Annotated in this window: 26 protein-coding genes; 14 read left to right on the top strand and 12 right to left on the bottom strand. The window is 38.7% G+C overall.

The window, feature by feature from the left end:
- Positions 1-102: 102 nt before the first annotated feature.
- From OK344_RS10275 to OK344_RS10300, 6 genes are all read left to right on the top strand, one after another.
- The gene (locus OK344_RS10275; protein ID WP_265144704.1) at positions 103-288 is read left to right on the top strand and encodes a hypothetical protein; all 186 of its coding nucleotides are present in this window, start codon (positions 103-105) and stop codon (positions 286-288) included.
- Positions 289-290: 2 nt separating this feature from the next.
- Positions 291-620 (top strand): RusA family crossover junction endodeoxyribonuclease, encoded by a 330-nt coding sequence (locus OK344_RS10280; protein ID WP_265144705.1) that lies wholly within the window; start codon positions 291-293, stop codon positions 618-620.
- 95 nt (positions 621-715) lie between these two features.
- On the top strand, positions 716-1,354 hold the full coding sequence (locus tag OK344_RS10285; protein WP_265144706.1) for an AbiU2 domain-containing protein: 639 nt from the start codon (positions 716-718) through the stop codon (positions 1,352-1,354).
- A gap of 254 nt (positions 1,355-1,608) precedes the next feature.
- Positions 1,609-1,941 (top strand): YegP family protein, encoded by a 333-nt coding sequence (locus OK344_RS10290; RefSeq protein ID WP_265144707.1) that lies wholly within the window; start codon positions 1,609-1,611, stop codon positions 1,939-1,941.
- A 72-nt stretch (positions 1,942-2,013) separates the two neighbouring features.
- Positions 2,014-4,272, top strand: coding sequence for a monovalent cation:proton antiporter family protein (locus OK344_RS10295; RefSeq protein WP_265144708.1), 2,259 nt, complete (start codon positions 2,014-2,016; stop codon positions 4,270-4,272).
- Between the two features lie 2 nt (positions 4,273-4,274).
- A complete protein-coding gene (locus tag OK344_RS10300) occupies positions 4,275-4,718 on the top strand; it encodes a phosphohydrolase (protein ID WP_265144872.1) in 444 nt (147 codons plus the stop codon).
- Here the strand turns inward: OK344_RS10300 and rluF are convergent.
- From rluF to OK344_RS10330, 6 genes are all read right to left on the bottom strand, one after another.
- The gene (rluF, locus tag OK344_RS10305; protein ID WP_265144709.1) at positions 4,715-5,437 is read right to left on the bottom strand and encodes a 23S rRNA pseudouridine(2604) synthase RluF; all 723 of its coding nucleotides are present in this window, start codon (positions 5,435-5,437) and stop codon (positions 4,715-4,717) included. The genes OK344_RS10300 and rluF overlap by 4 nt on opposite strands.
- Positions 5,438-5,440: 3 nt before the next feature.
- A complete protein-coding gene (locus tag OK344_RS10310; protein ID WP_265144710.1) occupies positions 5,441-5,995 on the bottom strand; it encodes a hypothetical protein in 555 nt (184 codons plus the stop codon).
- Positions 5,996-6,697, bottom strand: a complete 702-nt coding sequence (truB, locus tag OK344_RS10315; RefSeq protein ID WP_265144711.1) for a tRNA pseudouridine(55) synthase TruB — start codon at positions 6,695-6,697, stop codon at positions 5,996-5,998. It lies immediately after the preceding gene.
- A gap of 26 nt (positions 6,698-6,723) precedes the next feature.
- Positions 6,724-7,536, bottom strand: coding sequence for an undecaprenyl-diphosphate phosphatase (locus OK344_RS10320; protein ID WP_088468910.1), 813 nt, complete (start codon positions 7,534-7,536; stop codon positions 6,724-6,726).
- Positions 7,537-7,621: 85 nt separating this feature from the next.
- The gene (locus OK344_RS10325; RefSeq protein WP_088468909.1) at positions 7,622-7,924 is read right to left on the bottom strand and encodes a DUF3098 domain-containing protein; all 303 of its coding nucleotides are present in this window, start codon (positions 7,922-7,924) and stop codon (positions 7,622-7,624) included.
- A gap of 3 nt (positions 7,925-7,927) precedes the next feature.
- Positions 7,928-8,827, bottom strand: coding sequence for a cell division protein FtsX (locus OK344_RS10330; RefSeq protein ID WP_265144712.1), 900 nt, complete (start codon positions 8,825-8,827; stop codon positions 7,928-7,930).
- A gap of 130 nt (positions 8,828-8,957) precedes the next feature.
- On the opposite strand from OK344_RS10330, the gene rsmA reads away from it, so the two are divergent.
- Entirely contained in the window at positions 8,958-9,725 is a 768-nt protein-coding gene (gene rsmA, locus OK344_RS10335) for a 16S rRNA (adenine(1518)-N(6)/adenine(1519)-N(6))-dimethyltransferase RsmA (protein WP_265144713.1), read from the top strand.
- Here rsmA and OK344_RS10340 read toward each other — a convergent pair.
- From OK344_RS10340 to OK344_RS10360, 5 genes are all read right to left on the bottom strand, one after another.
- The gene (locus OK344_RS10340) at positions 9,722-10,279 is read right to left on the bottom strand and encodes a DUF1003 domain-containing protein (protein WP_265144714.1); all 558 of its coding nucleotides are present in this window, start codon (positions 10,277-10,279) and stop codon (positions 9,722-9,724) included. The genes rsmA and OK344_RS10340 overlap by 4 nt on opposite strands.
- A 24-nt stretch (positions 10,280-10,303) precedes the next feature.
- A complete protein-coding gene (locus OK344_RS10345) occupies positions 10,304-11,068 on the bottom strand; it encodes a TIGR02757 family protein (protein WP_265144715.1) in 765 nt (254 codons plus the stop codon).
- A gap of 2 nt (positions 11,069-11,070) precedes the next feature.
- Positions 11,071-11,988 carry a ribonuclease Z gene (locus OK344_RS10350; RefSeq protein WP_265144716.1) on the bottom strand — a complete coding sequence of 306 codons (918 nt, stop codon included), beginning with the start codon at positions 11,986-11,988 and terminating at the stop codon, positions 11,071-11,073.
- 173 nt (positions 11,989-12,161) lie between these two features.
- Complete coding sequence (gene ccsB, locus OK344_RS10355) at positions 12,162-15,425, bottom strand: c-type cytochrome biogenesis protein CcsB (RefSeq protein ID WP_265144717.1); 3,264 nt, start codon at positions 15,423-15,425, stop codon at positions 12,162-12,164.
- A 150-nt stretch (positions 15,426-15,575) separates the two neighbouring features.
- Positions 15,576-16,226, bottom strand: coding sequence for a protein-L-isoaspartate(D-aspartate) O-methyltransferase (locus OK344_RS10360; protein WP_265144718.1), 651 nt, complete (start codon positions 16,224-16,226; stop codon positions 15,576-15,578).
- Between the two features lie 91 nt (positions 16,227-16,317).
- Here OK344_RS10360 and OK344_RS10365 point away from each other — a divergent pair, with 91 nt between their 5' ends.
- Genes OK344_RS10365 through OK344_RS10395 form a run of 7 tightly spaced genes read left to right on the top strand, consistent with a single transcriptional unit; the run spans position 16,318 to position 22,374 of the window.
- Positions 16,318-17,280, top strand: coding sequence for a Gfo/Idh/MocA family protein (locus tag OK344_RS10365; RefSeq protein ID WP_265144719.1), 963 nt, complete (start codon positions 16,318-16,320; stop codon positions 17,278-17,280).
- Between the two features lie 17 nt (positions 17,281-17,297).
- Positions 17,298-18,116 carry a M23 family metallopeptidase gene (locus tag OK344_RS10370; RefSeq protein WP_306400492.1) on the top strand — a complete coding sequence of 273 codons (819 nt, stop codon included), beginning with the start codon at positions 17,298-17,300 and terminating at the stop codon, positions 18,114-18,116.
- Positions 18,117-18,119: 3 nt separating this feature from the next.
- Complete coding sequence (bla, locus tag OK344_RS10375; protein ID WP_265144720.1) at positions 18,120-19,004, top strand: class A beta-lactamase, subclass A2; 885 nt, start codon at positions 18,120-18,122, stop codon at positions 19,002-19,004.
- Positions 19,004-19,822, top strand: a complete 819-nt coding sequence (locus OK344_RS10380; RefSeq protein ID WP_306400494.1) for a M23 family metallopeptidase — start codon at positions 19,004-19,006, stop codon at positions 19,820-19,822. The genes bla and OK344_RS10380 overlap by 1 nt, the downstream gene beginning before the upstream one ends.
- A 35-nt stretch (positions 19,823-19,857) precedes the next feature.
- Entirely contained in the window at positions 19,858-20,748 is an 891-nt protein-coding gene (locus OK344_RS10385) for a 3-hydroxyacyl-CoA dehydrogenase family protein (protein ID WP_265144721.1), read from the top strand.
- 26 nt (positions 20,749-20,774) lie between these two features.
- The gene (locus tag OK344_RS10390) at positions 20,775-22,097 is read left to right on the top strand and encodes a hypothetical protein (RefSeq protein ID WP_265144722.1); all 1,323 of its coding nucleotides are present in this window, start codon (positions 20,775-20,777) and stop codon (positions 22,095-22,097) included.
- Positions 22,098-22,131: 34 nt separating this feature from the next.
- On the top strand, positions 22,132-22,374 hold the full coding sequence (locus OK344_RS10395; protein WP_088468896.1) for a DUF8828 family protein: 243 nt from the start codon (positions 22,132-22,134) through the stop codon (positions 22,372-22,374).
- 60 nt (positions 22,375-22,434) lie between these two features.
- Here OK344_RS10395 and OK344_RS10400 read toward each other — a convergent pair whose 3' ends face one another.
- Entirely contained in the window at positions 22,435-22,833 is a 399-nt protein-coding gene (locus tag OK344_RS10400; protein ID WP_265144723.1) for an META domain-containing protein, read from the bottom strand.
- Between the last annotated feature and the right edge of the window lie 5 nt (positions 22,834-22,838).

The raw sequence follows: 22,838 nt of genomic DNA on the forward strand, positions 1-22,838 counted from the left end.
GAAACCCGGGCGTTTTTTTTTGATGTAAATATTATAACTAATAAACTTGCGTATATTTGAGAGTCAATCGAAATTTTAAACAATTCTCACAACTAAATATTAATGGAAGAAATATTTTATAAAAATCCTAAAATTGATTATTTAATGATATATTTTAATATTGATGATGTTCCTACAAAACAAGACAAATTTTCGAAGTTGGATAATGTAGTTTTAAAAAATGAACAAAGTGAGGAGGATTTGGTATTAGAAAATTTATATATAAGAAGGACGATAAAGTTTCAGTAAAAATGCTTGATAAAATTATAAAAGACCATTTTGCTGATAAAAAAATAAAAAAAATCTATAAACCAAATCATGTAGAGGTTTACATAAGCATTTCTACAAAAACAGAAAAGAGATTCAAAGAGGTTGATGTCGATAATTTAGCAAAAAGTATTTTGGATTGTTTAAATAATATCGCATTTGAAGATGATTCTCAAGTCACACAATTAATTTCAACCAAACATATTGATAAATTGAATACTAATAGTATATGTATAGGAATCACAGAGCTAAGTGAAACAAAAAAAGGATTAATTGGGGATATAAAGGTTATACAAGATTATCCCTGGGAATAGACTCCGGAAAGTAAGCGAATAATAAGAATGATAAACTATTACATTTACACTTAGATAAAACCTCTTTCCGATAGTAACAAGTTTGCACAATCGATATGTCAAAAAGAAATCAATTTAAAACTCACCTGGAAAAAATTGTAAAAATTTTCTTCTTAGGTAAGGAATCATACTTGGTGTTAAGAGAATTGTATAAAGTAAATGATTGCTCAGAATATCTAATAGATTTAAAATTTAAGGGTAGTTTTTTTACTTTAACCAAAGTTAACTACTGGAGAATAATCATTCTTCAACTTTCAAAATTATTTATTGAAAGAGAAGAATTTAATATTATTAAAATACTTGAAAATTGTAAAAAAGGTGGCTACTATAAATCACTAAATATTAGTCAAGAATTTTTCAATAACGAATTGAGTAGAATTACTGCTAAAAAAAAGTTAATTGATGATATTAAATTACAGAGAGATAAAATCTTTGCTCATGAGGATTCTAATAATGAAGGAATAGTAAATGATATCACTCTTGATGAAACAGAAGAACTTTTCGATCTCTGTCAAAATATAATATTTCATATTTACACTGAAGTCTTTGATACTCACTATGAATTTGAAATGGGAAATTCAGCTCATTCAAACTTGAGATACGTTCTAAATGCGTTGGATGAAATTGAAAAGCAACGAAAAACAGAAAGAACAAAATTGGTAGAAGAACTTATTCGAAAATCAAATGAAAAATAAGAAAATAAAATACTTCCCTCCTCTACCACACCAATCGTTTCGCGTGGAAACCTATAAATCCACTATCTCCTCAACAAACCCCTCAAAATCTCCACTTTTTTTTCCAGTTCGGCAAGTTTCGGGTTACGTTTTACCGGGAAGTTTTCTAGGTAACGGGCAATAAAGATCCGACAGCAGATCATTGAAAATTAAAGTTAAACGTTACCTGCATATCAATAATTTTCTTAATTTTAAGGAACTTAAAAATACTTACTATGGGCAAATTTGTAATTTCAAAAAGGAAAAACGGCGAATTTCAATTTAATCTGAAAGCCGGAAACGGACAGACCATTTTGGCAAGTGAAGGATATTCCACCAAAGCCGCCTGCGAAAACGGTGTAGAATCGGTAAAGAAAAACGCATCCGACGACTCGAAGTACGAAAGAAAAGAATCAGCAGGCGGCAAGTTCCACTTCAACCTGAAAGCCGGCAACAACCAGATCATTGGCTCGAGTGAAATGTACGAATCGACCGCGGGAATGGAAAACGGAATAGAATCCGTGAAAAAAAACGCCCCCGACGCCACAGTGGAAGAGGAAAAAGAATAGAAATTAAATTAGAAATGCTTTGAATAATTAAAGCATTTCTTTATTTTTGGGAAAAACCACGAAACACGCATTATGGGACATTTACCAAAGTTAATTGAGGATCTGGCATTAATATTAATCGTAGCAGCTTTTGTTGTTTTGATTTTTAGAAAAATCAAGCAACCGCTGGTTCTGGGATATATTATTGCTGGTTTTCTGGTAAGCCCCAATTTCAAAATCTTTCCTTCGGTGGTTGATATGACCAATATTAAGACGCTGGCCGAAATCGGGGTCATCTTCCTGCTCTTCAGTCTGGGTCTCGAATTCAGTTTTAAGAAACTCATGAATGTGGGCGGTTCGGCATCGATTACCGCTTTTGTGGAGATTATTTTCATCACCATTGCCGGCTATTACACCGGCCGCATGCTCGGCTGGAGTACCATGGACAGTATGTTCCTGGGCGGTATGCTCGCCAGTTCCTCTACCACCATTATCATCCGCGCGTTCGACGAATTGGGTGTAAAGACGAAAAACTTCGCAAAAATTGTATTTGGTGTTCTGGTGGTGGAAGATATTGTGGTGATTCTCCTCATGGTTTTACTCTCGACCATTGCTGTCACCAAAGAATTTGAAGGTACACAAATCCTGTTTACGGTGGCTAAGCTGCTGTTTTTCCTTATCCTGTGGTTCCTGCTGGGAATCTTCCTTTTGCCGACTTTACTTAAGAAATTAAAACCCTTAATCGACGAAGAAATCCTACTCGTTTTATCGATCGGGCTGTGTCTTGGTATGGTTCTGATTGCTGTAAATGCGGGCTTCTCTGCAGAACTCGGTGCATTTGTAATGGGATCCATCATCGCGGAAACTACCATGGCTGAAAAAGTAGAACATACACTCAAATCGGTGAAGGATCTTTTTGCTGCCGTGTTTTTCGTATCGGTGGGGATGATGATCGATTACGATGCAATGATCACCTATGCATGGCCTATTCTTGCTGTTACGCTGCTCACCTTATTCGGCAAGCTTTTCAGTTCAACTTTAGGAGCGCTGATTTCGGGGCAGCCGCTGAAACAGTCGGTTCAGGTGGGAATGAGTATGGCTCAGATCGGGGAATTTGCGTTTATTGTGGCTACGCTTGGGCTATCTTTGGGGGTAATTTCAGATTTCTTGTTCCCTGTGGCGGTAGGTGTTTCGGCAATAACTACGTTTACTACGCCTTATCTCATCAAACTGTCTGAGCCTTTCTACAACTGGCTTGTGAAGGTGGTTCCGCCAAAATACATTGCCAAAATCAATAAATATTCTACCAATACCCAGAACATTCAGGCTGAAACCAGCTGGCAGACTATTCTGAAGAATTACGGCAGAATCGTTTTGATCAACGGTATCATCATCATTGCGATTTATCTCCTCTTCGCCCGTTTTATAATTCCGGCCATCAATGAAAATCTGGAAAGTAACGGTATTAAAAATATCATTGGGAACGCACTTCCGGTTCTCTTTATTCTTCCGTTCCTGTGGGCTTTAATGGTAAAAAGACCAAGTTCGGTAGCGTATAAAGAACTTTGGACAAAAACTAAATATAACCGCGGACCGCTGCTTATTATCGAAATTATAAGAATTATCTTAGGTATTGGAATTCTGGGCTTTTTCCTGGACCGGTTTGCCTCCACCACCATTTCCTTCTTTATTACGATTCCGGTCGCCATCATTCTTATGGTTGTATTTTCTAAAAGAATCAACAAATTCTATAACAGAATTGAAAAAAGATTCATCACCAACCTTAATGACAGGTCCGACAACCAACAGAGCGAAGCCATTACCCGCCTTGCTGGCAATTCTGAAGTCACCAATAACCTGGCTGCCTGGGATGTACATATTGTGGAACTCGAAGTGAAACCGCTGGCAGAATATATCGGAAAAACCCTTGTGGATCTGCAGTGGAGAGAAAAATACGGAGTGAACATAGGCTACATTAAAAGAGGCGAAAAGCTTATTCACACGCCCGGCCGGTCGGAAGTGCTGATGCCTTACGATAAAGTGGGAATTATTGCAACCGATGACCAGCTCCAGATCTTCAAACCTGTTTTCGACAGCCAGGAAATTGTTGTTGAAGAAGACATTAATCACATTAAACTCGGCAAAATTCTCATCAACCACCATTCACCGAAAAAGGGTCTTAGCATCCGGGAATCTGGCATCCGCGATAAAACCGATGGTCTGGTAATCGCGATACGGCGTGGCGATGAAAGAATCCTGAATCCGGATTCATCTGAAATTCTTCAGGTTGATGATATTGTATGGGTCGTAGGAAACCGAAAGAAAATTGAAAAACTGAACATCGAAATCTAATGATGAGCAAAGAAGAACTTTTAAACAAAGCCATAAGAATAGCCGAAAAAGCACATCGCGGACAAACGGATAAGGTTGACACACCGTATATCGGCCACATCATCCGCGTTATGAATTACGGAAAAACGTATGATGAAAAAATTGTGGGTGTGTTGCATGACGTAATTGAAGACTGCCCAAAAATCACCTACGACTATCTTCTGCAGGAAGGTTTTCCGAATGAGATTGTTTTTGCGATAGAATGCCTTACCAAAAATCCGACCGATCAGGATTATACAGAATTTATTAAACAGACCGAGAAATCTGCGCTTGCTGTGGCGGTAAAGCTGAATGATCTGCGCGACAATATGGATTTAACAAGGTTTACAAAACCACTGACAGAGAAAGATGCGAAAAGACTGAACAAATACCTTACAGCTTATCTCTATCTAAAGGAAAAATATTAATCCACCGTTTTTTCGGAATCTCCGAGTAAATCCTCGAGTTCTTTCATCTCAGCTGAGGTAAGATCACGCCACTTACCCACCGGTAAATCCAGTTTAATGTTCATGATTCTTATGCGCTTCAGTTTCTTTACTTCGTAACCCAGATATTCGCACATTCTTCGGATCTGGCGGTTCAATCCCTGAGTAAGGATAATTCTGAAGGAGAGTGTATCGATCTGTTCCACCTCACATTTATTGGTCACGGTTCCCAAAATCGGGATTCCGTTTCTCATTTTATGCAGAAACTGAGGCGTAATGGGTTTATCTACCCGAACGATATATTCTTTTTCGTGGTTATTTCTCGCGCGGAGGATTTTATTCACGATATCGCCATCGGAAGTCAGTAAAATGAGCCCTTCACTCGGTTTATCGAGCCGACCGATAGGGAAAATCCTTTTCGGATGATTGATGAATTCTACAATATTATTTCTTTCGCGTTTGGTATCGGTAGTACAGACAATCCCAACAGGCTTGTTCAGCGCGATGTACACATGTTCTTCTTCAGGCTTCCGGATGGAAATTCCGTCGACAAGAATTTCATCTTCTTCCGAAACTTTCGTTCCGATTTCAGGAATTGTGCCGTTCACTGTGATCCTTCCCTGCTCCAGCATTTTATCGGCTTCACGGCGGGAACAGAATCCAACTTCAGAAAGATATTTATTGATGCGTGTTTTTTCCAAAACTTAAAGATTTTTGTTGCTAAAAATAATGATTCCATAGGACAGACTGATAAATATACTGCCCTCACCATCCAGAATCTGATCTTCTACAGCGACACTGAACAGATGCCCAAATCTTTTGCTTAACGGTTCAACCATCCCGGCTCCGATACCCACAAAACCTGCATTATCAGCAGCAGTTCGGTTGATTTTTGTTCCCATGCTTCCAAATAAATAGAAAAATTCCTCATCCCGTGGATCGCCAAGGAAAAATTTCGGCTGTACCATCGCATACAGAAGATGATAATTAGGATCAATATAACTGTAGCGTAAACCACCTCCAAGGGCAAACCAATTCAATGGCTGAACACCAATCTGTGCAGTAAAACCATAATTATATTTACCAGGCGGTAGCTGGCTCTTTTCGTAATCGGTTTTTGCTCTGCCATCCCGTATCATTTGTGCCAGGTCTAAACCGATATTGATTTCAAGTGTACTGAAAGTCCCCAGTTTTGCGGCTTTTTCCTGACCAAAACTAAGAAACGGAAAAATTAAAAACAAAAGATAAAAATTCTTCATCTATAAATTTTCTTTAAAGCTAAATTCATTTTCCAAATATTGTGAAGAAGCATGTTCAATCGAATAATCACCGATTTTTGTCCTCCTTAAATTGGTAAGATAAGCTCCGACACCTAATTCCTGACCAATATCGTGGGCCAGACTTCGGATATAAGTACCTTTCGAACAGCCCACGGTGAAGCGCACAAAAGGCAAGTCGATTTCGATGTCTTTAAGATAATGAATTGTTGTTTTACGGGATTTCATTTCTACCTCCTCTCCTTTTCGGGCAAGATCGTACGCACGGTTTCCGTCGATTTTAATTGCTGAAAAAACCGGTGGTTTCTGGTCGATTTCGCCAACGAATTTGCTCAGTGTTTCATGGATAAAATCTTCTGTAATATGTGAATAATCCTGATGGAGAATTTCGGGTTTCTCGGTATCGTAAGATTCGGTTTGCACACCGATTTTTATTTCGGTTAAATATTCTTTCGGTGCATCCTGGATTTCCTGAATTTTCTTGGTGAATTTTCCGGTACACACAATCAGCAGACCGGTAGCACGCGGATCTAAAGTTCCTGCGTGACCGATTTTGAATTTTTTCGGAAGATTAAATTCGTTTTTCAGTTTATACTTGAGTTTGTTCACCGCCTGAAAACTCGTCCAATCCAAAGGTTTGTCGAGTAATATGATTTGTCCTTCAAGAAAATCTTCTGATGTCATTTAATAACTAAAACTGGTTTAAAATGCTACTGAAACTGTGTAAAATAAATCAGCAACACAATTCCTACAACGATGCGGTACCAGCCCCACGGTTTGAAACCATACTTTGTTAAAACGCCGATGAAAAATTTAATGGCAATAACCGCAACCACAAATGCCACTACGTTTCCTACCAGAAAATACATCAGATTATCGCCCTGCATGATCATTTCGTAACCTTTTTGCTCCAGACCTTTGTGATTCCAGTCTTTCAGGAATATTGAATATACAGAAACTGCAAGCATCGTAGGCACGGCAAGAAAAAAGGAGAATTCTGCCGCAGCTTTACGGGTAAGCTGCTGTTGCATTCCACCGATGATTGATGCGGCACTTCGGCTTGTTCCCGGCATCATTGCCAGACACTGCCAAAACCCGATAATCAAAGCACTTTTATATGAAACATCTTTCTCATCATCAATGACGTGTACTTTGAAGAGTTTGTCGATGAAAAGAAGAACAACTCCGCCAAGAATTAAAACAATGGCAATGGGAACCGGATCGCCGAGAACGGCTTCGATTTTATCATCGAAAAGTTTTCCCAAAACCAAGGCTGGTATTACCGCAACGGCAAGTTTTAAATAGAAATTAATATTCTTGAAATTGAAAAACTTTTTCCAGTAAAGAAAAACAACCGCCAGAATGGCTCCAAACTGAATGGAAACCTGAAACATCTTCACAAATTCATCTTCCTGAATACCGAAAATTGAACTGGTGAAAATCATGTGTGCAGTTGAGGAAACCGGTAGATACTCGGTTAATCCCTCGATAATTGCAATAAGAATTGCTCTGATTAAATCCATGAAATAGGTAAACTTTTAATTAAAAAACTTTGTCAAAGGCTACAAAAAAAGCTTTGACAAAGTCTGATATGTATTGTTGTAAATATTATTTGTTTCTTTTCAAAATCGCGTACACCTCAACTGCAAAACCCGCGATCACCAGCAAAGGTGCAATACGGATTCTTCGGATGGAAAAAATTCCCTCGTTCCAGGAATTCGGATCGTATTTTCCGTCCACCGTATTGGCATCAGCTCCCATCATCAGCAAAAAACCAACTACTATCAGCGCTAATCCGATGAGCATGAGTTTGTAATTTTGCGGACCGAAATAAAAGGAATTTTCCTGTGGAAGATCAGCTTCTTTTTTGCCGAAAGCTTCTGCTGAGAAATTTTTATTTTTTTTACTCATTTTTTAAGAATAGTATAAATCATCAACATTTGATCTTAGGAATCTCCAGGTGGCAAAAATCGTACTTAGAACGGTGATGAGAACACCCAATAAGAAAATCCCGGCCACTAAAATAACAAGTTGATTATTATCCTGTGCGAAAGGAGTTCCGATTTGGGTGATAAAGTAATACCAGGCACCGAAAAGTACGACCAAACCGAGCACTGCACCTATAACACCTAAAATTACAGCTTCGAGAATAAAAGGCTTTAAAATAAATCTGCGTTTTGCTCCCACAAGCTGCATTGTTTTGATAATGAAACGCTTAGAGAAAATCTTAAGGCGTATGGAATTATTAATAAGAACTACCGCCAAAATTAAGAAGAGGATTGAAAATCCTAAAATCCACTTAAGAATATTGTTAAGGTTATTATAAACTTCTACCATCAGTGTGCTGTTGTTCTTCACATCCACAATTCCGGGAGTTGCTTTAATCTGTTTTATGGCTTCATCAATTTTCGCAGGGTCTACATATTCCGGTTTTAACGCAACTTCCACAGAGGATGGAAAAATATTTTCTTCAAAAAGTGCGCTGGACTCAATACCCATACTCTTTTTCGCTTCCTGAGCAGCCATTTCACGGGTGATATAGGTTGCTCTTTTTACAGGACCCAACGCCTGAATTTTTTTAAAAGTTTCCTGTTCTCTTTTTACAGTTTTTGCAGAATCTTTCACATCAAAATTTTCATCAAAATAAGCGTTTACCACAAGCTGTTCCTTAATGTAATCGGAATATTTCTGAGCGTTAATCAAAATCAATCCCATTAATCCCAACAAAAATAAAACCAGTGCAATACTCACGACAACGGTAATATTGCTGGAGCGCAGGCGTCTTTTGTTAAAATCCTCAACTGTCTTTGCCATTAAATAAAAAATTTCTGCTAAAATAGAAAAAAACTTCCGTAATTTGCGGAGAATCCAAGAAAATCGGTGTTAAAAAAAACATAAAGAAAGTCTTTTCAGCACCGGAATTCAGTTTAAGAATAACGATTTTATGAGCGTAAGAGCTAAGAAACATCTAGGGCAGCATTTCCTTACCGACGAAAATATTGCAAAAAATATTGTAGACGCACTAAGTCTGGAAAATTACAGTAAAGTACTGGAAGTAGGTCCCGGAATGGGCGTGCTGACCAAATATCTTTTGGATAAAAAGGCTGAAATTTTCGTTGCTGAGATCGACCGAGAATCTATCGATTACCTTAAAAACCATTACCCAAAACTCGAAGACCAGCATTTTACCGGAGATTTTCTTAAAATCAATATCACCGACGTTTTCAAGGATCAGGTGGCTGTTATCGGGAATTTTCCTTACAATATTTCTTCACAGATTTTATTTAAAATAATCGATTTCTATGATGATGTTCCGGAAATGGTGGGCATGTTTCAGAAAGAAGTTGCCGAAAGAACGGCTGCAATTCCGCGCACTAAAGATTACGGAATTCTCTCGGTTTTGGTGCAGGCGCTTTACGATGTAAAATATCTTTTCACGGTTCACGAAAACGTTTTTAATCCGCCGCCAAAAGTAAAATCCGGTGTTATAAAACTTACAAGAAATCCAAAAGAAGGTTTGGCGGGTAACGAAGTTCTTTTCAAAAAGATTGTAAAAGCCGGGTTTAACCAGCGGAGAAAGAAACTTTCGAATTCGCTGAAAGTTCTGGAGATTCCTGAAGCGCTGCAAAATCATCCTTTTCTTGAAAAACGTGCGGAAGAACTATCTGTTCAGGATTTTATTTCATTTACAAACGAATGGAAAAACGCTTAATTCTCAGGCGTTTTTTCTCCATTGTTTAATGCTTCATCTTCTTTTTTTAGACTTTCGAGCTGCAACTGAAGACTGGCAATCATTTCCTTTAAAGCTTTGATGTCGTTTTTATTTGAAGAAACGTTGCTTTTCAGCATTACATTTTTCGCCCGTTCGTTGTGATCCTCATCGTCTTCTTCTTCGGCGATGTCCTCGATATCTTCCTGAATATCATCAATATCTTCGCTGATCTCCTCAATATCTTCGCTGATTTCTTCGATATCGTCCTGAATTTCTTCAATATCTTCGCGGATATCATCAATATGTTCCTGACTTCTGTTCACCGACATCTGAATGAAAATAGCGAGGTAAATAGCTTCCAGAGAAAGAACGGTTGTTAAAACGAGCAGCATTTTATCAACGCTTACGATTCCAAAAACCGGCAGCAAAAATGCAGTAAGAAAAACTAAGGAATGTACGAGAAGCGAAGGAATAGAGCCAATCCACCACATCACGCCATCGGTTACTTTTTCCAGAAACTGAATTTTCTTTTCGCGTTCTTCTTTTCTGCCCATCTCATGAATTTTGAGCAAATTTACTTAAAAATCCTTTGAAACACCCAAACCAAAAAGCGCGAAATCGTACTTTGCAGGATCAACCGCATTAAATTTCCTTAATACCGTATCGAGTTCTTCCACCGTTTTCCAGTCGTTTTGTTTCCGCTGGATCAGGTTGAGTTTGCGCGATATATTTCCGGTATGCACATCCAGAGGAACAGATAAATTTTTGGGATCAATATCTTTCCAAATGCCGAAATCCACGCCTTTTCTGTCTTTTCTTACCATCCAACGGAGAAACATCATCAGCCTTTTTGCGGAAGAATTTTTATAGGTTGAACTCACATGTTTGTGACTGCGGTGCTGAACATTTCCAATAAAATTCTGTCTGAAGCGTTCGAGCGCATGGTAGAAATTTCCTTCGTTTTCCTCAACTAAAAAAAGATGCTCCAGACTTTCATTTTCGTTATAAATCCTCTTAAGATTGAGAATAAATTCTTTAAAATCTTCACCATTAAATGTACGATGAATACTTCTGTTTTCTAAGGTCTGCAGTTCTTTCAAAGAAACGTTTCGGATAAAATCATAAGGTGTTTGCTCCATAAAATCGAGCATTTTCTCTGCATCGTTGATGATTGCTTTACGGTTTCCCCACGAAATGGTTGCTGTTAAAAAACCGGCAATTTCGATATCCTGTTTTAGAGAAAAACGGTGCGGAATCTGGACAGGATCGTTATCTATGAATTCAGGAGCATTGTAAAAATCTGCTTTTTCATCCAGAAAACTCTTTAATTCTGAAAAAGTCATTCTTATCCTATTTTAACTGCTTCCAGCGCTTTTGGAAGAAAGGTATTTGCAAAAACTTCACGCGCTTCGTCTGTAAATACATTCAAATCGTGATATCTGTTGGAAAAATGACCGAGAATTAATTTCCCGACGTTGGCTTTTCTCGCAATTCTTGCAGCTTCCAACGCAGTTGTATGTCCGGTGTAATCAGCCATTTCTTTAAGTTCATGCAGAAAAGTAGCTTCGTGATAAAGTACATCTACATTTTCGATAATGGGCAGAATAGATTCGTGATATCGTGTATCGCTGCAAAAGGCGTATGATACAGACTTTGAAGGTTCTGTGGTCAACACCTCATTTTTTAAAACATAACCGTCGCTTAAAATAAAATCTTTACCGAGTTTTAAATTATGGTAATCGCAGGTTTCGATTTCGGGATATTTTGCGATTTCCTTCATGTTAAGATGACGCTCTTTTACTTTCTCCCGGAAAAGGTAACCGTTACAATAAATCCTGTGGTTGAGTGGAATCGTAAAGACTTCGATCCTGCTGTCTTCAAAAATTTTAACAGATTTTTTGCTTTCAAGCTCATGATATACAAGTTCAAAACCTTTGTGTGTTTCGGTAATTCTGAAGATGGTTTCCAGCATTTCCTTTATGCCTTTGGGACCATAAATATGCAGTGGTGTTTCCCTTCCAAGAAGCCTGAAAGAGGCGATAAGTCCGGGCAACCCAAAACAGTGGTCGCCATGAAGGTGCGAAATAAAAATATGGTTGATCTTAGAAAATCTCGCTTTCGCTTTGCGGAGCTGAACCTGCGTACCTTCACCACAATCAATTAAAAAAGCACGTTCTTCCATTTCCAGAAACTGTGCTGTAGGCGCGGAATTCACTGTAGGAATTGCCGAATTAAAGCCGAGAATAGTAAGATAGGTGCTCAAAACTGTGAATAGATATTAGTTTTCGAATTTCAGAAGTACAAATCTAATGATTATTTGGTGATTTTTCACCAAATGAAAACAGAATGGCCAGCGGATTTATGAACAATTTACTTTTTTAAAATTCATAAAAAAATCCCGGAAATAATTCCGGGATTTTGATATTAAAATTATTGCTAAGATTTTTCTATCTTCTTGAAACGGAAATAAGAAACCGCCGCAAGGGTAAACATAAACGCTGTACCGATATATACCCAGGCCGGAACTGGAACCGGATCACCAGCAGCATACGAATGCAGACCGCTCAGGTAATAATTCACTCCAAAATAGGTCATTACAATCGTACTGATGGAGAAAAGTGCTGCTACATGGAAAGCCCATCTACCGCGCAGCCCCGGAACCAATCGCATGTGAAGTACAAATGCGTAAACCATTACCGAGATAAATGCCCAGGTTTCTTTAGGATCCCAGCTCCAGTAACGGCCCCAGGATTCGTTTGCCCATATTCCACCTAAAAATGTACCTACAGTTAAGGCGTAAAGACCAATGGTAAGCGACATTTCAGATACAATCGTAAGCTCTTTAATCGTAGTATCATTATGAGTTTTGTACACTTTTTTGTTAGAAAAAATATAAAACATCAAAACAATAATCGCGATAACCATGGAAAGTCCGAAGAATCCGTAACTCGCTGTAATAATCGCAACGTGAATAATAAGCCAGTACGATTTAAGTACAGGAACCAAAGGCGTAATCTGCGGATCAAGCGCCGAACCGCCATGCGCAAAGCCCATCATAATTACCGCTACCATAAATCCGGCTGCCGGAATAAGTGCGTTGGAATTTCTGTAAAGCATCAAACCTGCAGTAATTCCGACCCATGAGATGAAGATAATCGCTTCGTAACCGTTACTCCACGGTGCGTGTCCTGAAATATACCATCTTGCCACCAAACCTAAAAACTGGAAGAAATATCCTACAAGACCTATTAGAATAAGACCTTTGATGATCTTGCTGAAAATTTTGTTTGGTCTGAATAACTCAATAAATCCTAAAACAAGTAGTAAACCTCCAATTATGGTATAGAAAATCAACAAGTGAAAATTGATATTCACTTTGTTCATGAACACCTCCAGATCAACTTTAGATTTTGAAGGGACTACGTTTTTACCCCATGTCTGCTGGTATTGTGAAAGCTTCTGAAGTTCGGCATCAGCTTTACTCCAGTTTCCGGATTTTTGCGCGGCCAGCACTTCGGAGAAATACGGACCCATCACTTTCTGGGATTCCATATCCGGTTCGAAATTTTGGTCAAGCCATGAATGCCAAGTGTTGTTCGGGTCGTTTTGTACCGGAACAATACGCATAAACTGCCCGCTGAAAAACTCGTTAAATGCCTGCACACGGTCGTTAACGGCAATTACCTCTTTATCGTAATTCGACTGCTCAGCAGGTTTTTTTCGGAAAGCTTCCTGATAATCCTGCTCTAAAACGTAATGCAGATTTCCCTGCGGATCGGCCGGGAACAGCGACATCAATGTGGTATAGCCGTCTTCATTGGCTTTGGTTTTTTTCTTCAGTTCGTCGCCGCCTTTTGTACCAACTTTAATGATAGGAACCATTGTCCAGCTTGCGGTATCGGTATTAATTGATAAAAACCACTGGTTTGCCGTTAAATGCTTGCCATCAGTTCCGCGGAAAGCGTCTTTTTTGTAAAGTTTTCTTAAAACATCAAGCGCCTGCGTGTTCATTGGAACAATACGTCCTTCGTAATTCTGAACTAAAAGATAGGCGAATTTATCTGCATGTTCTTTACTAATCGTGTTTCTGGCAATAATTTCATCGGCCGTAATCGGGCGCGGCGATCTTAAAGCTAAAGAATTCTGCTGTTTTTTCGGAGTTGGTTCTTCTAAAAGCAAATCTGCATCGCTGCCGTGGTTATGTCCATCGTTTGCGGAATGGGTGGTTTTAGGCGCTCCATCCGTGCCGTGGGTATCGATTTTCTGTGCAGAAAGATTTAAACTCAACAGCAACAGAATTACCATTGCACTTCTTTTCCGGTTTACATCTTTCAGCATTTTATTAAGCTTCCAAAAATGAGTTCCTTTCCAGAAGAAAATCACAAACATACCCAAAAACAGGAAGAAATATCCGATATAAGTAATCAGCGTTCCCCAGAAATCGTGGTTAACCGAAAGCACGGTTCCCTGTCTGTCCGGATCGAAACTTGCCTGGAAAAATCGGTATCCGCCGTGATTTAAAACGTTATTCATATAAATTTTGTAAGGAGTCTGTTTGCCACCGTCAATAATCTGAACATGGCTTTCGTAGGCACTTGGGGACGAACTTCCCGGATAAGTTTCCATCACGAAATCATCTAATTTTAGTGAGAATGGCGTGTTATATATCTTAGGCCCAAAACCGAGGATCATATTCATCCCATCCAAAGAAATTTGCTTAAAAGCGTTGGGATTTCCCTTTTCTACCGGTAAATCTACCAGAATTTTGGTTTTGGGTCCCTGTACTTCTACGGTAAGCTGGTCAGCCGCATCCTTGTCTTTTTTCCGGTCGCCTTCATAGGCGATAAGTTTGCCTTTCTTCAGACCTTCCGGAACAACCAGTTTCAAGTCATTTACCGTGTATAGACTTCTAAGAACCAAAGGCTGTGCTTCATCTTTTTTGGTGGTTCCTGTTGCCTGGGTTGCCATCGTCATATATTCAGCGTCGACTGGTGTTTTAATCATTAAATTTCCGTTCGTGTTGCTGAATTCCACCGCACCTTCGATTGGGCGGTTAAAGGTCACCAATGTTCCGTTGATCGATTTGGATTCGCCGGATTTAATATAAATATTTTCGCGGCCCGACTGTCCTGTGGAAACTACATGCAGATATTCGGTTCCGGTATTTCCCACAATTAAACTGTCTTTTTTTCTCTGAATAAAATCAACCGCTTTTACAGAAATCTGCTTGCCGTGGTAATCGTAAGTTGCTTTGAAGTTTTTGTGAAGCGGCGACATGAGGTAAGGAACATCCTGATAATTCAGAATATCACCCTTTTCCTCGATCTGAATTTTAAAGAAATTTTTATCCGTAATTACTTCGTTGGAAGTTTCGCCTTCGCGAATGTGCATAATTCCTTCGTAGCTTATATATCTGGTAATTGCACCACCGATGAAAATTAAAATAAATGAAAGGTGAAATACCAAAACAGGCCATTTTTCTCTCTTCCAAAGCCGGTATCTTGAAATATTCCCGATGAAGTTAAGAATCAGCAGCAACATTATTGCTTCAAACCATTTCGCTTCGTAGATCAACGCTTTCGCGGTAGGGGTGCCGTAGTCGTTTTCGAGAAAGGTCGCGTAGGCCATGGCAAAGGCATAAACCAGCAACAGAACCGCCATTGTACGGGTAGAAATAAGAATACTTTGGATTTTTTTCATTTTAAGAAACTATCAGATTTATATAAGTTCAAATAGCTGCAAAAATACATTCAAAATTCTGAAATAGCGAATCTGGGATATGTTTTTTGTCAGGTTAAATTATTTTTTTCACACAAAAACACAGCACTTTACTGTCTTTTTCACTGTGATTTATTGATTCGTACTGTTAAGCATCGGGACAAATTTGTAAGCTCCGAATTCTTCTTTTTCGAATTCCTTTTCAGATTTTTTTGTGAACCTTGTAAGAATCTGCTCGTCGGTTTTTCCTAAAGGAATTACCATTTTTCCGCCTACTTTTAACTGATGCAGAAGTTCGGTAGGCAAAATCTCGGCACCGCAGGTTACTAAAATTTTATCGAATGGAGCAAAAGTCGGTAATCCCGCAAAACCATCACCAAAACTCTGGAATTTCGGGCGCAAATGGAGTTCGCGTAATTTTTTATGCGCAAAATCATGCAGGTCTTTTTGGCGTTCTACCGTGTAAACCCAGGTATTCATGGCAACCAGCACTGCAGTCTGGTAACCGCTTCCGGTGCCAATTTCCAAGACTTTTTCTTTTTCCTGAAGTTCCAGAAGTTCCGTCTGTTCAGCTACCGTGGAAGGGTGAGAAATGGTTTGCTGGGCAAGAATCGGAAATGCGCGGTCTTGGTACGCAAAGTCTTCAAAGATGCTTTCAAGAAAGAGATGCCGCGGGACTTCGTTCATCGCTTTCAACACGTTTATATCACTAATCCCAATTTTGTCCCGGAGATATTCTACTAAAATTTTTCGTTTTCCTTTATGTAAAAATGAATCCTGCATCGCACAAAAATACTGAATAGATTTGATAAAACAGAACGCCGCATTCAGATATCTGCCATCTAATTATTATCTTTACCAAAATTTATTTTCTATGCTTAAAGCAGGTTTAGTGGGTGCCGGACATCTCGGTAAAATTCATTTAAGATTATTAAATCAGTCGGAAAAATATGAACTCGTAGGTTTTCATGATGCCGACGCTGAAAACGGAAAAAAAATCGAAGCAGAGTTCGGTTATAAATATTTCGAACGGTTTGAGGAGCTTCTCCAGGAAATCGATATGCTCGATATCGTAACTCCTACGCTATATCATTATGATTATGCGATGAAAGCGATTGAAAACCACAAACATTTCTTCATCGAAAAACCCGTGACCCAAACCCTTAAGCAGGCAGAAGAGATTTTGTACAAATGCCGCGAATTCGGCATCAAGGCTCAGGTTGGGCATGTTGAAAGATACAATCCTGCTTTCATCGGTTCACGGGACTACATTCACAACCCAATGTTTATCGAAATCCACCGTTTGGCGGAGTTCAATCCGCGCGGAACTGATGTTTCTGTAGTTCTGGATTTAATGATTCATGATTTGGATATTCTGCTGTCCATCGTAAAATCTAAGGTGAAAAACATTCATGCGTCCGGAGTTGCAGTAGTATCAAACTCTCCCGATATCTGTAACGCAAGAATTGAGTTCGAGAACGGCTGTGTAGCAAATTTAACGACCTCCAGAATATCAATGAAATCGATGCGCAAGTCCAGATTTTTCCAGAAAGACGCTTATATTTCTGTAGATTTTCTGGAGAAAAAAGCGGAGGTTATCCGCATGAAAGAAGCGCCCGAACATCCTACCGATTTCGATATGATCATTGAAAATGCTGAAGGCGAAAAAAACCAGATTATTTTTGAGTATCCAAACATCCAGGCCAATAACGCTATTTTAGACGAGCTCGAAAGTTTTGCTGACGCCATTACTGAAAATAAAAATGTAGAAGTTTCCCTGGAAGACGGTACTGAAGCCCTGAAAGTCGCACTGGAAATTGTAAAATTGATTTCATAACCTTGAAATTGAGAAAAATGAGGAAAATATTCTTTATCCTATTGGCTGTTTTTTATACAACATCTTTTGCACAGGACTCCATTAATTTAAAAATTTATAGGGAAAACATAGGGAAAACCTACTACCTGTACGCCGATAATGAAGAGTTTGCTCCGGTTTCACTCGAGTACACTTTTACCTCAGAAAACATGAGTTCTTCCCTTGCAGATAAAAGTCTTTTGGTAATTCCTGCAGGTAAGAAGAGACATCAGATAACCGAATTAAAAGCAGTAGATCCCAACATGGGTACAAAATTCAACTATGATGTTTATTTTGTACTTGGTGATGTAAATACAACTGCGGCTACCCACGACTTTGTGTATTCTCTTCCGTTAGACAAAAACAAAAAACATATTATATACCAAGGTTACAACGGTCTTTTTTCTCATCATAAGGCATTTTCTCTCGATTTCAGTTTAAAGGATGGTGAAAAGGTGAACGCTGCAAGAGGAGGTAAAGTGGTATCGGTACTGACAGCAAACTCTAAAAACTGCCTGACCAAAGAATGCGCAAAATATAACAACAGAATTGTAATCCTTCATGATGATGGAACGTTAGCAGAATATGTACATTTAAAGTACGGCGGATCCGTCGTTAAACCTGGGGAAGATGTAGCCACTGGTCAGCTTATTGGTTACAGTGGTAACACAGGATGGTCTAAAGGCCCCCACCTTCATTTTTCCGTATACATAAATAATATTGACGGTACCCGAAAGTATTTAAAAACCAAATTTAAAGTAGCTGAAAGCAGTACGCCTGTTTACCTTTCGGAAAAACATACTTATACCAACCTATAAACCATGAGGAAATATCTTTTACTCACCATAATCTTAGTTTCGGGGTTTTGTTTCTCACAAAATTTAAAAAAGGAAATTCTCCAGATCACCAAAGGTAAAAACGCTACCGTAGCTGTCTCCGTACTCGATTTTGACAATAATAAATCGGTGCACATCAGAGGAAACGCCAAACTTCCGATGCTCAGTGTCTTTAAATTTCACATCGCTCTGGCGGTTTTAAATGAAGTTGACCAAGGAAAACTAAGTCTGGACAAGAACATTTTCATAAAAAAATCAGATCTCTTAGAAAATACCTGGAGTCCGATCCGGGAACGATTTCCGGAAGGAGATATCGAAATGCCTTTAGGTTTACTCATCAAATATACCGTAGCAGAAAGCGATAATAACGGTTGCGATATCTTACTTAGATTAATCGGCGGAACGGAAACCGTTCAGAAATTCATCAACAGCAAAGGCATCAGAAATTTCACCATTAAAGTGAATGAGGAACAAATGCACAAAGGTTTTGAATTCATGTATCTGAATGCCACAACGACCAATTCCGCAAATCAATTGCTGCAAGATTTTTTCAATAAAAAGATTGTTTCGAAAACTTCCACGGACTTTCTTATGACCACCCTGCTGGAAACTTCCACAGGAAGAAATAAAATCGTTGCCCAACTTCCTGAAAATATTCCTGTTGCCCACAAAACCGGCTCTTCGGGAAAAAATGAAAAAGGTTTAACTATCGCTGAAAACGACATCGGAATTGTAACCCTTCCGGATGGAAGGCACTACGCCATCAGCGTTTTTGTTTCCGATTCCATGGAAAGCGAAGCCACAAACACTAAAATGATTGCAGATATTTCTAAAATAGTTTTTGATTATTTTAGCAAAAAATACTTTTGATGAAGAAGATTTTCGCACTATTCCTGTTTTTCTTTTCTGTTTTAGTTTTGTCGCAGAAAAAATGGGACCTTAAATTCTATAACGAACTTGTCGGCAGCGAATATGTAATTTACGCTGATAACAGCGAAGTTATGCCTATGTCGGTAAAGTTCAGTTTTAAAATGACTAATCTTAAAAGCTCACTTGCAAACGACAAAATTATCTTAGTTCCAGCCAATACGAAAAGATTTTTCGTGGCAAAAATTACGCCTGTAAATCCCAGCGAAGGCAATCGGTTTTCATATACCACAACATTTAATTTTGGGAATGCGATTCAGGAAGATTTTGATGAAGATTATCTTTATGCCCTGCCCTTTGCGAAAGGAAAAACACATTTGATATTCCAGGGCTATTACGGAAAATTTTCGCACCAGAAAGATGCCGCCCTGGATTTTGATCTAAAAATAGGAGACCCTGTTTACGCTGCCCGAGAAGGAACTGTTGTTCTCACCGAAGATTCTAACCACCATGGTTGTCCTACGATTTCCTGTGCAAAATTCAATAATAAAGTTCTGATCATGCACAGCGACGGTACTTTTGCTGACTATGCACATCTGAAATATAAAGGTGTTGCCGTAAAAAAAGGTGACGAAATAAAAAAAGGTCAGCTTATCGGTTACAGCGGTAACACAGGCTTTTCAAGTGGGCCGCATTTACATTTTGGCGTCTTCATCAACAGAATTGATGGCTCCAGAACATTTATCAAGACAAAATTTAAAACTTCCCAGGGCGAAGGAATTCTGCTGGAGGAAGGAAAAACTTATACCAGAAACGATTAATAAGCAGGATTTAAGACCTAAAAAAATAAATTTTTATGAAGAATATCGTAGTTATCGGCGCCGGAACAATGGGCAACGGAATCGCACACACTTTTGCACAAACAGGATTCACTGTAAACCTCGTTGATGTTTCAGCTGAAGCACTGGAAAAAGGTATGAAAAGCATCACTACCAATCTCGACAGAATTGTTGCGAAAGGCAACCTGACCGAAGAGCAGAAAAACGAAACTTTAAATAACATATCCACATTCACTCAACTTGAAGATGCCGCAAAACATGCAGATTTGATTGTGGAAGCTGCGACAGAAAACATCGATCTAAAACTGAAAATTTTCCGTCAGATGGATGAACTGGCGCCTGAAAACTGCATCCTGGCAACCAATACTTCGTCAATTTCAATCACAAAAATTGCGTCGGTTACCCAAAGACCGGAAAAAGTAATCGGTATGCATTTTATGAATCCAGTTCCGATTATGAAACTCGTGGAAATCATCAAAGGCTACTCGACTTCTAAAGAAACTTTCGATGCAGTTTATGAAATGAGCAAAACTTTAGGAAAAGTTCCGGTTGAAGTAAACGATTATCCGGGTTTTGTGGCGAACAGAATTCTGATGCCGATGATTAACGAATCCATTGAGACTTTATATAACGGCGTTGCCGGCGTTGAAGAAATCGATACGGTAATGAAACTGGGAATGGCGCACCCGATGGGACCGCTGCAGCTGGCAGATTTCATTGGTCTTGATGTTTGCCTTGCGATTCTGAATGTGATGTATGACGGTTTTAAAAATCCGAAATACGCTCCCAATCCACTTTTAGTAAATATGGTAACCGCAGGGAAATTAGGCATAAAATCCGGCGAAGGATTCTATGATTATTCCGAAAGTAAAAAAGCAGAAAAAGTATCGAAAATGTTTTCTAAGTAAATTTTGATGCATTAAAAACAAGATAAATGCGTAGAAAATTATTCGAAAACAGGATACAGATTTTTTTGGTCATTGCAACTGTTGTGATGACCATTCTTCGTTTTCTGCTGAATGAAAAAGGCCGCACTAATCCTGATTCCATCCGTTTTATGCGGACTTCCAAGGTGTTTCCCGTTATTGATAATACCACGACACCACTGGGTTATCCGCTGAGTTTAAAACTCTTCACGTTCTTCGGGTTTGATGAATTCTGGGCGAGTAAAATCATCGGACTTCTGGCCTATTTTTTTATTGTTTACTTCGCCTGGAAAAAGAAATTTTACCTAAAAGAAACCATTCTGGTTGGCGGACTTTTCAGTTTTGTTTCTATTTTTTCGTATACGATGAGCGAATCGCTGATGCTGCCTTTTGTTTTTGTATTTCTTTATGTGGCGAGACAAATTATCATTGGACAGATTAAGGGCGCAAAAGCATTTGTTTATCTCAGTTTAATGCTTATTCTTCTGTACAATATCCGTTATCCGGCGCTGTTCATCATCGGTGGAGTTCTGCTGTACGGTCTTTTAAATTTCAGAAAGCATTACGGCAAAACCTTTATCTTTTCAGGGATTACCGGACTTATTTTCGTAGTGCTGTATAAATTCCTATTCATCGATTATTTTAATGAAACGTACGTTGAACAGTTTTTGAATATCGGACTTCATCCTACCTCAAAGCTTTTGGTAGAACTTTTCCAGGGAATGACAACAACCTTCAATCCCTTTATCCATATTGCCAATCCGGCCGGCGGAATCATCAACTACGGGATTTATGGAATTGGTTTGCTTAATATTTTGCTGCTGAGTTTACTTTTCATTAAAAACAATTTATCCGAGACCGAAAAGTTTCTTGTATTTATAGGAGTTAGCGGAATTATCTGCTCTTACTTCGTGCAGTATTTTTATTCGGTGAATGCGATTGATTACCGGCTTATGGCGCCATTTTCATTTCCGATCTGGCTTGTTTATTTCAGAAAACTTTATTCGGTTTTAGGAAAATTCACCTACGGAATTACGGTTTTAAGTTTAATGACCGGCTTTGTTTTCACCTGGTTATCGAGAGGAAATTATCTGGAAAACCGCCGGGAAATTACTAAATTCCTGAAATCTGAAAAGATGGAAGACATTCCGTTGAAGTTCTATATGGAAAATGAAAAAGAACTTGATAAAATACAGATCGCCGAACTCATCAGCACCGTAAACCCAAGAGTTAATGTAACTTTCAAGACAGAAGATACCTTGAAAAAGAACACGTTAACACAATATAAAGTTTTGCAAAAAATAAAGATCGATACCAACCAGTTCCAATAATTTTTACTATTTTTGAGTAGTTAAATTAATTATTATGAAAGTACCAAAATTTTTATTAGCCGACAATTCAGATTTTCCTGAAGATTTATTTGTTGTTCATACAGAATATCCAAGATTTATCCTGAATGTAGAAGAGGAAGAAGTTGAATGGTTGGATGATTTGGAAGGTGACGATGAGGAAACAATGGCAGATGAAGCTACCAAAGTTGTAGAAGCGGCCTTCAAATGGTGCGATGAAGAACTCGCAAAATACGATGAAGAAGAAGACGAAGAATAAATAAGAAATAAAAAAGGAACCCGATTTGAGTTCCTTTTTTTATTGTCTTTCGAAATTAATTTACTGTTTATTGAACTTCATCAGAAGAAGATCTCCTTTATAAAGTTCCAGCGTATTGCCGTTCACAACATACTTTGTAGCTTCATTCAGCATCCGGAAGTAATTATCTTCAACTTCCATATTCTGGCAGGCCATTTTGGTAGCTCCTACATTTTTCACCACGAAATTTCCTGCAGTTGGATCCAGTGAAAGTTCTCCGAAATAGCTGTTGCAGCCGCCGTTTCCCGTAATTTTATTTGATTCTACATTCAGGGTTGGAGTTTTGCCTTTTACCTGCTCCGCCAAAGTCCATTTTGTATTCGCGATATTTACCTGCGAACTCCCAACCTTCGAACTCGACATTGTAGAGCAGGAACCCATTACTGCAGCAGCAAATATTGCTAAAAAAACATGCTTCATCTTCT

It is taken from the genome of Kaistella yananensis (assembly GCF_026107505.2).
GTDB classification, from domain to species: Bacteria; Bacteroidota; Bacteroidia; order Flavobacteriales; family Weeksellaceae; genus Kaistella; species Kaistella yananensis.

Excerpts from the sequence above, each read along its gene's own strand:
- OK344_RS10275 (WP_265144704.1), top strand. The coding sequence starts at position 103 with ATGGAAGAAATATTTTATAAAAATCCTAAAATTGATTATTTAATGATA.
- OK344_RS10280 (WP_265144705.1), top strand. The coding sequence starts at position 291 with ATGCTTGATAAAATTATAAAAGACCATTTTGCTGATAAAAAAATAAAA.
- OK344_RS10285 (WP_265144706.1), top strand. The coding sequence starts at position 716 with ATGTCAAAAAGAAATCAATTTAAAACTCACCTGGAAAAAATTGTAAAA.
- OK344_RS10290 (WP_265144707.1), top strand. The coding sequence starts at position 1,609 with ATGGGCAAATTTGTAATTTCAAAAAGGAAAAACGGCGAATTTCAATTT.
- OK344_RS10295 (WP_265144708.1), top strand. The coding sequence starts at position 2,014 with ATGGGACATTTACCAAAGTTAATTGAGGATCTGGCATTAATATTAATC.
- OK344_RS10300 (WP_265144872.1), top strand. The coding sequence starts at position 4,275 with ATGAGCAAAGAAGAACTTTTAAACAAAGCCATAAGAATAGCCGAAAAA.
- OK344_RS10310 (WP_265144710.1), bottom strand. The coding sequence starts at position 5,995 with ATGAAGAATTTTTATCTTTTGTTTTTAATTTTTCCGTTTCTTAGTTTT.
- truB (WP_265144711.1), bottom strand. The coding sequence starts at position 6,697 with ATGACATCAGAAGATTTTCTTGAAGGACAAATCATATTACTCGACAAA.
- OK344_RS10320 (WP_088468910.1), bottom strand. The coding sequence starts at position 7,536 with ATGGATTTAATCAGAGCAATTCTTATTGCAATTATCGAGGGATTAACC.
- OK344_RS10325 (WP_088468909.1), bottom strand. The coding sequence starts at position 7,924 with ATGAGTAAAAAAAATAAAAATTTCTCAGCAGAAGCTTTCGGCAAAAAA.
- OK344_RS10330 (WP_265144712.1), bottom strand. The coding sequence starts at position 8,827 with ATGGCAAAGACAGTTGAGGATTTTAACAAAAGACGCCTGCGCTCCAGC.
- rsmA (WP_265144713.1), top strand. The coding sequence starts at position 8,958 with ATGAGCGTAAGAGCTAAGAAACATCTAGGGCAGCATTTCCTTACCGAC.
- OK344_RS10340 (WP_265144714.1), bottom strand. The coding sequence starts at position 10,279 with ATGGGCAGAAAAGAAGAACGCGAAAAGAAAATTCAGTTTCTGGAAAAA.
- OK344_RS10345 (WP_265144715.1), bottom strand. The coding sequence starts at position 11,068 with ATGACTTTTTCAGAATTAAAGAGTTTTCTGGATGAAAAAGCAGATTTT.
- ccsB (WP_265144717.1), bottom strand. The coding sequence starts at position 15,425 with ATGAAAAAAATCCAAAGTATTCTTATTTCTACCCGTACAATGGCGGTT.
- OK344_RS10360 (WP_265144718.1), bottom strand. The coding sequence starts at position 16,226 with ATGCAGGATTCATTTTTACATAAAGGAAAACGAAAAATTTTAGTAGAA.
- OK344_RS10365 (WP_265144719.1), top strand. The coding sequence starts at position 16,318 with ATGCTTAAAGCAGGTTTAGTGGGTGCCGGACATCTCGGTAAAATTCAT.
- OK344_RS10370 (WP_306400492.1), top strand. The coding sequence starts at position 17,298 with ATGAGGAAAATATTCTTTATCCTATTGGCTGTTTTTTATACAACATCT.
- bla (WP_265144720.1), top strand. The coding sequence starts at position 18,120 with ATGAGGAAATATCTTTTACTCACCATAATCTTAGTTTCGGGGTTTTGT.
- OK344_RS10380 (WP_306400494.1), top strand. The coding sequence starts at position 19,004 with ATGAAGAAGATTTTCGCACTATTCCTGTTTTTCTTTTCTGTTTTAGTT.
- OK344_RS10385 (WP_265144721.1), top strand. The coding sequence starts at position 19,858 with ATGAAGAATATCGTAGTTATCGGCGCCGGAACAATGGGCAACGGAATC.
- OK344_RS10390 (WP_265144722.1), top strand. The coding sequence starts at position 20,775 with ATGCGTAGAAAATTATTCGAAAACAGGATACAGATTTTTTTGGTCATT.
- OK344_RS10395 (WP_088468896.1), top strand. The coding sequence starts at position 22,132 with ATGAAAGTACCAAAATTTTTATTAGCCGACAATTCAGATTTTCCTGAA.
- OK344_RS10400 (WP_265144723.1), bottom strand. The coding sequence starts at position 22,833 with ATGAAGCATGTTTTTTTAGCAATATTTGCTGCTGCAGTAATGGGTTCC.